Raw genomic sequence first — 12,099 nt, forward strand, 5'->3', positions numbered from 1 at the left:
TCTACCAGATGCGAACTCTATCCTCCGCAGAAAGATACATCGGGCTACCTTCTGGAACATCAAAAGCATCATAAAAATCATCAATATTCTTTACAACACCATTAACACGGAACTCATCTGGAGAATGAGGATCCGTCGAAAGCAACATCTGCGCCTGCTGAGGGCGAGTTTTCGTGCGCCAGCCCTGCCCCCACGCAATAAACACACGTTGTAAAGCCGTAAAACCATCAATAACAGGTGCCTGACTAATATCGTTAACACCAGCTTCTTGAAGCGCAATACGATATGCCTTCAACGCAATAGATAAACCGCCTAAATCACCAATATTCTCACCCAGAGTCAGCTCACCATTGACACGATACTGCTCAGCATCAAGCCCGCGAGGAGTGTACTGAGAATACTGATCAACAAGAGACTGTGTTCGACGCCCAAACTCTTCACGGTCTTCATCAGTCCACCAATTATTTAACGCACCGGTGCCATCATACTTAGACCCTTGGTCATCAAAACCATGGCCAATCTCGTGGCCAATAACAGCACCAATACCACCATAATTAGCGGCGTCATCAGCCTCAGGATCAAAATAAGGTGCTTGAAGAATCGCCGCAGGAAACACAATCTCATTTGCCGGAGGCATGTAATACGCATTAACCGTCTGAGGGGTCATCAACCACTCATCCTTATTCACCGGTTGCCCGATACGGTCAAGATGGAATTGCGTCTCAAAAGCATAAGCACGACGGATACTCTCACACAATTGACCAGGAACAAGCTCAAGAGAAGAATAATCACGCCAACTATCAGGGTAACCAACCTTCGTCACGAATTGACTCAACTTCTCAAGCGCGCGACCACGAGTCTGCTCTGTCATCCACGGTAGCTCACTAATAGACTGGTGATACGCCTTAATAAGATTCTGCACCAAAACGAGCATCTTCTCTTTATGCGCCGGTGGGAAATGCTGAGCAACATACTTCTGCCCTAATTCCTCACCTAAATAGCTTTCAACCGCAGACACTCCGCGCTTCCATCGAGGACGTAACTCCTCCGTACCTGAAAGTGTTCGTCCAAAGAACTCAAAATGAGCCTGAACTAACTCGTCATTAAGATATGAAACCCGAGCCAGAAGCACCTTCCACAACGAATAGAGTTTCCATGACTGAAGATCAACACTTTGCCATAGCTGAGCCACCTTGCGAAGATACGAAGGCTGCCCCACAATCACCGTTCCAAATTGCTCAGCCGAAGAACCAAGAAGCTCAAACCATCGAGAAAAAGCAAAACCAGGGAACTCACCCTCTAACGCAGAAGCATCATAAGGGTTATAGCGTTTATGAGCATCGCGTAAGGTGACTTTATCCCAATGATGAGATGCAATTTTAGTCTCCAACAACATAATGCGCTCAGCAATGTCCTCAGCCTCAACGCCAACACGCTCATCGAGGGCACTGAGAGAAAAGACTTGACGAATATGCTCCTGATATTGGCGACGAATCTGCTCATACTTCTCTTCGCGATAGTAGCTCTCATCCGGAAGCCCTAGACCAGACTGCATCAGATACGCAACGTATCTTTCAGGATTCTGAACATCGATAGAAGTGTACCAACCAATAAAAGAGCCAACCCCCACACGTGAAGCACGAGCATTGACATCAAAGAGCTCTTCTCGAGTTGACGCTAAAAGAATCGGATCAATTTCACTCAGAATAGGAGAAATGCCGTCCTTATTAATGGTCTCAGTATCCATGAACGCCTGATAGAGGATGCCGATACGACTCTCTGGCTCCTGCTGAGCTGTCTGCTCGATAATCTCACGGACATTCTCCTCTGCCCGATCTCGCAGAGTATACATACCGCCATCTTTAGAGCGGTCTGCGGGAATAACATGGTTGTCAATCCAACGTCCGTTAACGTGGCGGAAAAAATCTTCTGAAGGGGCTACCGACTGGTCAAAATATTCGGTATTAATTCCTGAAATTTTAGTACTCATACAACCTAAGTCTAGAGGAGAGACACGTGTAATTGCAGTTAAAACATTGCAGAACTGCTACCGCAGCAAACATGAATATGCGTACCCTAGAACTATGCAAAACACCATGGAATACCGTCAATTAGGACAATCTGGGCTCACTGTCTCCGCCATTGGACTAGGATGCAACAACCTCGGACGTGCAGGAACACCCACAGAAACTCAAGAAGGTACTAATACCGTCCTCCGCTCAGCACGAGAAGCAGGAATCAACCTCTTTGACATTGCTGATATTTATGGAAAAACTCCGGGGGCAGCTGAAACACGCTTCGGGCAAGCGCTCAAATACCTTGGGACTCAAGAACGAGAAAACATGGTAATCGTCTCTAAATTTGGTATGGACATGAACGGTGCCTCTGGTGCAGATTACGGCGCCCGCGGTTCTCGCGCGTATATTATGCGAGCAGTAGAACATTCCCTGACACGACTTGGCGTAGACCACCTTGACGTATATATCTACCACACACCCGATGGCATCACCCCAATTGACGAGACACTTCGTGCATTAGACACCCTTATCGCACAAGGAAAAGTACGCTACATTGCTCACTCTAATCAGGCTGGTTGGCAAATAGCTCAAGCCGAATATGTTGCTCGAGAACTGGGATGTGAACGTTTCGTCGCAGCAGAAAATCATTACAACCTCATTGACCGTCGAGCAGAACTGGAAGTTATCCCTGCAGCGCGAGAACTACAACTTGGGGTACTGCCATACTTCCCACTTGCAAACGGTCTACTCACAGGAAAATACCGTCAACATCAGCAAGCGCCAGAAGGCTCACGGCTGTCTCATTCGCGTAAAGAATATCTACGACAAGCGCCGTGGGAACAACTTGAACAGTTCTTCACTTTCGCCCGTGAACGAGAACTGCCAGAAGCACAAATTGCTCTGAGCTGGCTTCTAGCTCAAGATACCGTCAGCTCTGTGATTGCTGGAGCAACGACACCAGAACAAATACACATGAATGTCCAATCAACCCAAGTGGCACTAAACCAATCTGATATTGAGGAACTAAATCATATCTTTCCCGCCCCACCGAAAATCGCCCTATTCTAAGGGGCAAAAATCTGCATATCGTGTAGATACCTGCACGATATAACAATGGTGGGTGTTTTCACTACATTCAATGTCTTGAAAACACCCACCATAAGGATTCTTTCGTAATAGCTACGCACCTTGACGGATACGTTTTTGCCATCGCTGAGCCACTTGAGGATCAGTAGGCTTTGTGAGAAGTGAAGCCACGATATAGACAATGAAAGAAGCAACCAGACCGATATAAATCGGTTCGTTAGCCATTACACCGTATATCATCATGCCAAGAATAACGCCGATAGAGCCGACTGCCATGGATAATGCTGCAGCGGTTCCTGTTCCGCGCTTCCAAAGTAAGCCACCAAGAATCGCAACCAGAAGACCGCCGACAAGAATGTCATAGGCAATCGTCAACCCTGTAATAGCGTCGGTGAGGAAGAGCGCGATAACAGTGGTGATTACACCAAATCCAAGAACATACCAGCGGTCTGCGACAAGAGCGCTATCAGATGATTCATCGGAGTTCTGCAAAGAATCTTTTCCTAACAGGAACGGTACAACATCTACGCGGGCAACAGTTGCTGAGGCGATGAGTGAACCAGAAGCTGTGGACATCATAGCCGCCACACCAGCTGCAAGGACGATGCCGCCTATTCCAATCGGTAGATAGTTTTGAGCGAGAGTCGCAAAGACATCATCGCGATGCTCAATATGAGGTTCGATGACGCGTGCAGACATGCCAATAATTGCTCCAGCTACAGAATAAATAATGACGTAAATACTTGCTGCAGTGCCGCCCCAACGGGATACTTCTGGGGAGCGAGCGGTGAATACACGTTGCCAGATGTCTTGTCCAACGAGGAGACCGAACGTGTAAATGACGAAATAGGTGATGATAGATTCAGTGCCGATACTGCCAACGGCAAAGAACTCTGCATCAAGGCGCTGGTGTAGACCGTCCCAGCCTCCTGCATGATGTAGAGAGAAAGGGAGGAGGAGGAAAAATACGCCGACGGTCATTAGGATAAATTGCATCATATCGGTGAGGGTAATGGACCACATGCCACCAAGCATGGAATACCCGATGACGATGATAGCGCCGAGAAGAATAGCCCATGTGCGGTCTACATCAAAGAGCACGCGGAAGATCGATGCGTATGCAGCTGTAGAAGTGACCGTGAGCATGACGGTGTACGCGAGCATCACGATAGATGATATTTGGGTGGTGCGCACGCCATACCGCAAGGTGAGTACCTGTGAGACGGTATATAGCTTGACGCGGGTGATGATAGGGGCGAAGATAAGGCTCAACAGTAGCATTCCAACGCCGATGGCTGTTACCAACCACATTCCTGAGATTCCGTAGGTATAGCCGAGTCCTACACCGCCAACGGTGGAGGCTCCACCGAGAAGGAGTGCGCTCATGGTGCCGGTGTAGAGAACGGGGCCGAGTCTGCGTCCTGCTACACGGAAGTCTTCTGCATTATGTGCTCGTTTTTTGCCGAGGTAGCCGAATGCTACGAGTGCTATGAGATAGAGGACAATAATGAGGATATTCATAAGAAGTTCATTTCCATAGGTCGCAGACACTAAATGTGGTCTGAGTAACGTGCAATGTATATAAAGTATGCACTAATCTGTATAACGATTCAACCAGGTGTGTTTCTGTGTTTCCTCAAAAATGACTCACCGCTCAAAATGGTGCGCTCGTCACCATAAAAATCATTCCCATAAAAAACAACAGGAGGGAAACCCTCGCGGGGATTTCCCTCCTGTATCCAGCGCCTTGCGCGTACCTAAAAATTAGCGCAATGTCTCACTAATCTTCAAGTGAACTAATGAGGGACCAGATGTGTTGAGAGCTTCTGTTACTGTGTCTGCCAAAGAATCGACAGTAGCAGAAAACGCGGTGGCACCAAACGCTTCAGCTAACTTAACCCAATCTGGCTGAACCAAGTTAACCGCAACATCTGAAATGCCACGATCACGCTCATTCTGACGAATTTCTCCATACCCGCCATTGTCCACGCAGATAATTGCAATATCGAGGTGCTGCTCGACTGCCGTCATGAGTTCCTGTATTGCAAACATGAGCGCGCCGTCACCGAGTAAGCAGACGACAGGACGCTCAGGGGCTGCAACTTTAGCTCCAATTGCTGCAGGTAAGCCGTAACCTAGTGTGGCGTACGTTGCCATATAGAGCAAAGAATGAGGTTGTGGTGCACGGTAGAACGTTGTGGTGCCCATGTAAGTTACCTGAGAAGAATCGCCGGCAATAATGGTGTCTTCAGGAAGAACTTCCATAATGCGTTCGTTGAGTTCTGCAAGCTCTGGTGCGATAGCTCGCCCCTCATTATCAAGAGCGTCAAAAACTTCTTGTAAATCTCGTTGTTCTCGGGTGCCTTGGGTCACTCCACGCTCTTTGAGAGCTTCTAATAATTGGGGAACTACTGCTGCAGAATTACCTGGTAATTCAATATCAGGTGCGATATTGCACAGCATTTGAGAACGCTCAATATCAACGCGAATCACAGGCCCTTGTGGGTGGATATCTCCATCCCATAATTCTGCTTCACCAATTTTAGAGCCAATGATGAGCATGGCATCGGATTCACGGCAGAAAGCGTGTGCCGCTGATAGACGGAGGTCTGCGCCTAAGGACAGGCGGTGTTTTTCTGGAATCGCGCCTTTGCCGTTGACGGATGTGATAACTGGTGCTTCAAGAGTTTCAGCTAGCGCCAATATTGATGTTGCTGCTGGTAGGGACCCGCCACCGGCTACGATGAGTGGGCGTGAAGAGTTCGCGAGAATATCGGCAGCTTTCTCAATATCTTCTACGGGTGCTGGTTGTGGGCTTCCTAGTGGGCGCGCTTGGAGTAGTGCGTTAGGGAGGTCAACTTCTTGTTCGAGGATATTGAGGGGAACCTCAATATGAATGGGGCGGGGGCGTTCATGTGCAAAAGAACGAAATGCGTTATGGATAATGTCGACGGCTTCTTCTGCAGAGCTGACTCGACGGCTAAATTGCACGATGGAGTCTACTGCTCCGGTGGGATTTTTTGTTTCGTGTAGTGCCCCAATATCACGGTATTCTTGGCCGACAGGTCTGCCGGGGGAGAGAATGATCATGGGGCGTGATTCTGCGTATGCGGTGGCTGCGCCAGAAAGAGAGTTGAGTAATCCTGGTCCGGAGGTGGTAATGACAACCCCTGGTAATCCTTTGATTTGTGACCAGCCGTCAGCGCCGTAGGCTGCACCTTGTTCGTGTCGGGTGGTAATAGGAGTGATGTTGAGTTCTTCTAAGTGTCGGTAGAACTCAAGGTTGTGTGTTCCGGGGATGCCAAAGACGGTGTCAATACCGTAATTTTTGAGAGTGGCTAGAATGGCGTAGCCTGCATTGTGGCGCGGGGTTGTTGTGGTCACAAACAGCTCCTTGGTGACGGTGGTTGGGTCTTTGAGGTGGATAGTTTTTATGGAATATCGATACAGTGTATTGAAGCAAGTGTATAAGTACACTGATTGTTTATGAGGCATTTAGCCTTATGAAAAGTTATCCAGCTCACTAATAAATATTCACCAATGAATAAAAACCTATGGGGTAGTTCACAACTCCATCAATTTATTGCATAGTGGGAAAGACAGAACCGCACCACACAACACCACAGACACCACCAGGAGAAAACATGACACACCAAACCAATATCCCCGTACAACCCTCCTTCTCTGCACAAGCAGAACGCGTCATCGCAACAGGCACAGACGGAGTAGAACGCATCGGGCCCATCAACGCCGCACAAGTACCACGCTGGGCAGGACTCGGCACCTTCGCCCGCCTACCACGCCTCGACGAAACACCCAACGCAGATATCATTATCGCCGGAATGCCCTGGGACTCAGGCGTTTCCTACCGCCCCGGCGCACGATTCGGCTCAAACCACGTCCGCGAATGCTCCCGACTCCTACGCCCCTTCAACCCCGCCGCCAACATCTCACCGTTTAAAGAAGCGCAAGTAGCCGATGCTGGCGACATTATCGGAAACCCCTTCAATATCGAAGAAGCTTTGGCGCAAATGGAAGCCGGCGCACAAGAACTCACCAAAAACGGGGCAAAACTCATCACCATCGGCGGAGACCACACTATAGCACTCGCAAACTTACGTAATATGCACCGCCAACACGGAAAAATTGCGCTACTGCATTTTGACGCCCACCTCGACACCTGGGACACCTACTTCGGAGCAGAATACACCCACGGAACCCCCTTCCGTCGAGCATTTGAAGAAGAACTCCTCGACACTGACGCCCTCTGCCACGTTGGAACCCGCGGACCACTCTACGGAACAGAAGACCTCGACGACGACCGACGCTTCGGATTCGGTATCGTCTCCTCCGCAGACGTCTACTACCTCGGAGTGCAAAAAGTTGTTGAACTCCTCAGAAAACGCATCGGAAACCGACCACTCTACATCTCCATCGACATCGATGTACTAGACCCCGCACACGCACCAGGCACCGGAACACCCGAAGCCGGAGGCATCACCAGCCGAGAATTACTCGAAATACTGCGTGGACTACGCGGACTGAACATCGTCGGCTCAGAACTTGTCGAAGTATCCCCCGCCTACGACCACGCCGAACTCACCGGAATAGCAGCAGCACACGTTGTCTACGAATTCATCAGCCTCCACGCACTAGGTGCCAACGCCGGAACCGGAAAACCAGCCTACGGCGAAGCCCCCATCAGCTACGGCGACAAAGAATAGGAAACCCCACCCCCATGGTAAAAATTCATGAACTACTCGACGGCGCAAACACCGAAGAAGCACGACTCATGCAACACTTCGCTGAACGCGCAGGAGGATTCCGACCATCAGCAGTGCGCGACGTCTTTGAAGTCGCAATGCGCCCCGGCATGATATCCCTCGCAGGAGGAAACCCAGACCTGAACCTCCTGCCCCTAGAAGAACTCGGTGCAAGAGCCTCTCGAATCATCATCGAAGAAGGTTTAGAAGTCCTACAATACGGTTCCGGTGCTGGTCTTGAACCCCTTGCAGAACTCATCTGCACCCTCATGAAAACAGAAGGGGCAAACCCAAAAGTCTCAGACATCCAAATCACCGCAGGCTCCCAAATGGGATTAGACCTTGCAACAAAACTCTTCGTCAACCCACAAGACGTCATCCTTGCAGAAGGACCCACCTATACCGGAGCACTCGGCGTCTTTGAAGGATACCAAGCCGACGTTCGCCAAATCGACGTAGACGAAAACGGCCTTGACCCCCAAAAAGTGAAAAAAATGGTGCAAACCATTCGCGCCGAGGGAAAAGACATCAAATTCCTCTACACCATCCCTAACTTTCAAAACCCCACAGGAGTCTCCCTCTCCGAAGAACGACGTCAAGAACTCACCCGTGTATGTAGAGAACTCGACATCCTCATCGTCGAAGACAACCCCTATGGGCAGCTTTCCTTTGACGGAACACGACGTCCTTGCCTCTACTCATATGACCCAGAGAACGTGCTCTATCTCGGAAGCTTCTCTAAAGTCTTCTCTCCCGGTGTACGCGTCGGCTGGATGATCGCCCCAGAACGCATCCGTAAATTCTTACAGATTGCAGCAGAAGCAGTCACCATCTGCCCCTCCGTGCTCTCACAGCGTCTCGTCTTGAGCTTCATGAGCGACGGGCTCTGGGAAGAACACACTCGAAAAACCGCATCACTTTACCAACAACGATGCGAAGCAGTCCTGAACGCCTGCGAAAAATACATGCCTGAAGGAACCCGCTGGAGCACCCCAAGCGGAGGGTTCTTCACCTGGCTTACATTACCTGAGAACAGCCCATGGAAAGATGCAACAGACGCGCTAGCCCCAGCAATAGATAACGGCGTTGTCTTTGTCCCCGGAGCCGCCTTCTACGAAACCGTAGACGGAAAAAACCCTGGAGCAAACCAACTACGTATCGCATTCTCCTCAGTAGAACCTGCCGTACTAGAAGAAGGGGTACGACGCTTAGCAGAAGTGCTCAACCGATAAACCTCGATAGTGCGCTCTACCTCAGCAATACCAAAAATAAGGTCATGTTGCGGTGGAGCGCACTATTTTTTTTTTTAAAACCTTCCCCAAAGAATCTGCACCTCAGAACAAGAGAACCCCACGCTGTCACCTAAACTACGTACAAAAAGACCGTAGGATAATATCTTAGATTCAACTACCTTAGGATAGTTGGATTCTTTGTATATCCCTAACGGCAACCCTAAGCCGTTTCAATGAATCATCAACCTTTGCAGCCCATCTGCGCGGATGGTCTAAGAAGCATCAAGCTCACGTCCTAGGGCACAACACATGGAGCGAATATTTCACCTCTGCTCAAGTTGACAACACAACCGGTGAAACAACGCGACCTAAGACGTTTATATAAAACCACACACGCATGCAAAGACGAGCGATGCCCTCCTTCAAGCCACGAAGGAGGGCATAAAACGTTAAACACTAAAAATAGATGCTCATAAAAACTTCTCTTTTCCAGCAAAAACTATGTACTCTGTCACTATGGCTCGTATTTTTGCCCACCGTGGACTCTCTGGAATTGCACCCGAAAACACCCTCAGTGCTATCAAAGCATGCTGTGAACACAACGTGACATGGTTCGAAACAGACGTCGACATCCTCGCCGACGGAACACCCGTACTCATGCACGACACCTCACTAGCACGCACTACCAACAGCACCAAAACCCTCTACGACATCACTCAAGAAGACCTCAAAAACATTGACGCAGGCTCATGGTTCAACGAGAAATACCGTGGAGAAAAAATACCCACCCTCGCCGAACTCATTGATCTCATGAACGCCGAAGGCCTTAACGCCAACATCGAAATTAAATCCAATGAACAAGGCGCAGAAAGAAGTTACCAGCTACTTGACGCCGTTATCGCAGAACTTGAACGACTCAATCCCGAACGAGAAGTCCTCGTCAGCTCTTTCAACCATGTGCTTCTCAACGAATTCTCGCGTCGTTCCCCCCAACATAAAACAGCGGCGCTCTTTACCGCAGAAATGCTACAACCAGACTGGTTATCGGTAGTCCAAATGCTAGAGGTAGACGCTATCCACCCAGAAGATAGCGTCATGACAGAAAAACTCACCCAACAGATGAGAGACGCAGGATACGATATCAACGTATGGACCGTAAACTCTCGCGCTCGCGCTAACGAATTAGTGAACTGGGGAGTAACCGGACTCTTTACCGATTACGCACACCTCATGAGTGACTTCTCGTCATAAACATATGCACCACTAACACCTCTCACATAACGTCTTAAAATCTTCAGGAGACAATAGCCATGTGTACGGCCCTCACCTTTTCCGTCAACGGAGAGACCTATTACGGGAGGAACCTAGACCTAAATTGCGGATTCGGCGAAGATGTCGTCATAACTCCACGAAACTACACCTTCAACTTCACCGACGGTTCTTCCTCCCCAACGCATTACTGCATGATTGGTATGGCCACCGTTGTGAACAACTACCCTCTATACGCTGAAGCAAGCAACGAAAAAGGTCTCAGCATTGCTGGACTAAATTTTCCGGATAATGCACATTATTTTGAGCCTCACCACGAGAAAACTAATGTTTCACCTTACGAGCTAATTCCTTGGGTTCTTAGCAGATACGCAAGTGTAGATGAGCTAAAAGTTGTGCTGCCGAACCTGAACCTCACCCATATTGCTTTTGCGCAAAATATGCCGTTAGCACCCTTGCACTGGATGGTCAGCGACTCACAAAAATCAATAGTTATAGAATCCACCACTGAAGGGCTAAAATTTTACGATAATCCCTTCGGCGTCCTGACTAATAACCCGCCATTTCCTTACCATCTTGAAAACATCAAAAACTATATTAATCTCACGCCGGAATGGCCTGCGAATAACGTTGCACCAGAACAACCTTTGAATCCTGTGGGTGTTGGCTTCGGCGGTTTTGGACTACCTGGCGACAGCTCACCAGCATCACGGTTCGTCAAAGCTGTTTTCTTGCGCTCTAGCACTTTGAATCATCTAAAAATATTGCAAGAAACAGCAGAAAACCAGCAAGAAACAGTGGCTGTAAGCCAGTTCTTCCACATTCTCGATAACGTCGGCATGGTTAAAGGTTCTTGTTTTAATGAGCAAAGAGAATGCGAATATACGGTGTATTCGTCGTGTTGTAATACTTCCCGTGGTATCTACTATTACAAAACATACGACAATAGCTGTATCAATGCTATAGAGATGTCTTCCTGCGATACCAACGGCAAAGAACTTATTCAATATCCTCTTGTACGGCATCAAACCATACACTATGCAAACTAACGTTTAAGAAGATACCGGGAAGTGAACATTACTGACGATATTTAAGTTTCTCGACAGAATAATGTGGATCCGGGTCACAAGTAACCTTGTACTTTGATGAAGCAAGTTTATTAATACTCTTCACATAATTTTGAGTCTCACCATACGGCGGTACTCCACGGTACTCTTCGACAGCTCCGGGGCCTGCGTTATATCCAGCAAAAACAAAATCCTGAAGTTCTTGCGGTGTCTTAGCTAAAGGAGCAAGACGCTCTTTCAGATACGCAAGATACTTGCCTTGAGCGCGAACCGAAGCATGAGGGTTAGAAATATCGCCCTGGCCCCAAATCTCCCAAGTATCAGGTGTAAACTGCGCTAACCCCTGAGCGCCGGCATGAGATGAGGCTTCTACTCTCCAATGAGATTCTGTCTCTAACTGAGCCGCAAGAAAACCAGTGCGAATACCAGACTCTTCAGAAGCTCGCTTAAGATCTTCATGAATCACCACAGGAGCATACGTCAAATCAGTCTCACCACAATAATCTGTATATGTTGCGGCAAGACCAGCCACACCGCCGGCCAGCAAACCCGCTGAAGCAATAACCTGCCAATGAGCGAGCACGCCAGAGAAGATGCGGACTATAAAAGGAGAACGTGAAGTTTTATCTGCAGTCATCGGATACTAGACTAACCTAAAATTCGA

The 12,099-nt window shown here is 48.7% G+C and carries 9 protein-coding genes; 5 read left to right on the forward strand and 4 right to left on the reverse strand.

What is annotated here, in order from left to right; all coding sequences use genetic code 11:
* Nucleotide 1 precedes the first annotated feature (1 nt).
* Nucleotides 2-1,990: a M13 family metallopeptidase gene (locus tag ACN08X_RS05635; protein ID WP_419106480.1), complete on the reverse strand. Its 1,989-nt coding sequence runs from the start codon at nt 1,988-1,990 to the stop codon at nt 2-4.
* Nucleotides 1,991-2,096: 106 nt separating this feature from the next.
* On the opposite strand from ACN08X_RS05635, the gene ACN08X_RS05640 reads away from it, so the two are divergent.
* Nucleotides 2,097-3,086, forward strand: a complete 990-nt coding sequence (locus ACN08X_RS05640) for an aldo/keto reductase (RefSeq protein ID WP_419108220.1) — start codon at nt 2,097-2,099, stop codon at nt 3,084-3,086.
* Nucleotides 3,087-3,197: 111 nt separating this feature from the next.
* Here ACN08X_RS05640 and ACN08X_RS05645 read toward each other — a convergent pair whose 3' ends face one another.
* Both ACN08X_RS05645 and ACN08X_RS05650 read right to left on the reverse strand, forming a co-directional pair.
* The gene (locus ACN08X_RS05645) at nt 3,198-4,625 is read right to left on the reverse strand and encodes a sodium:solute symporter (RefSeq protein WP_419102266.1); all 1,428 of its coding nucleotides are present in this window, start codon (nt 4,623-4,625) and stop codon (nt 3,198-3,200) included.
* A 243-nt stretch (nt 4,626-4,868) separates the two neighbouring features.
* On the reverse strand, nt 4,869-6,488 hold the full coding sequence (locus tag ACN08X_RS05650) for a thiamine pyrophosphate-binding protein (RefSeq protein ID WP_419108172.1): 1,620 nt from the start codon (nt 6,486-6,488) through the stop codon (nt 4,869-4,871).
* Between the two features lie 260 nt (nt 6,489-6,748).
* On the opposite strand from ACN08X_RS05650, the gene speB reads away from it, so the two are divergent.
* The 4 genes from speB to bsh all read left to right on the forward strand — a co-directional run bounded on the left by speB (nt 6,749) and on the right by bsh (nt 11,417).
* Nucleotides 6,749-7,828, forward strand: coding sequence for an agmatinase (gene speB / locus ACN08X_RS05655; protein WP_419108173.1), 1,080 nt, complete (start codon nt 6,749-6,751; stop codon nt 7,826-7,828).
* A 14-nt stretch (nt 7,829-7,842) separates the two neighbouring features.
* Nucleotides 7,843-9,099 carry a PLP-dependent aminotransferase family protein gene (locus ACN08X_RS05660; RefSeq protein WP_419108174.1) on the forward strand — a complete coding sequence of 419 codons (1,257 nt, stop codon included), beginning with the start codon at nt 7,843-7,845 and terminating at the stop codon, nt 9,097-9,099.
* 516 nt (nt 9,100-9,615) lie between these two features.
* Entirely contained in the window at nt 9,616-10,350 is a 735-nt protein-coding gene (locus ACN08X_RS05665; RefSeq protein WP_419108175.1) for a glycerophosphodiester phosphodiesterase family protein, read from the forward strand.
* 59 nt (nt 10,351-10,409) lie between these two features.
* The gene (gene bsh / locus ACN08X_RS05670) at nt 10,410-11,417 is read left to right on the forward strand and encodes a choloylglycine hydrolase (protein ID WP_419108176.1); all 1,008 of its coding nucleotides are present in this window, start codon (nt 10,410-10,412) and stop codon (nt 11,415-11,417) included.
* Nucleotides 11,418-11,445: 28 nt separating this feature from the next.
* On the opposite strand, the gene ACN08X_RS05675 is transcribed toward bsh, so the two are convergent.
* On the reverse strand, nt 11,446-12,072 hold the full coding sequence (locus tag ACN08X_RS05675; protein ID WP_419108177.1) for a transglycosylase SLT domain-containing protein: 627 nt from the start codon (nt 12,070-12,072) through the stop codon (nt 11,446-11,448).
* Nucleotides 12,073-12,099 lie beyond the last annotated feature (27 nt).

The organism is Rothia sp. P6271, from assembly GCF_048512995.1.
In the GTDB taxonomy this organism is placed as follows: Bacteria; Actinomycetota; Actinomycetes; order Actinomycetales; family Micrococcaceae; genus Rothia.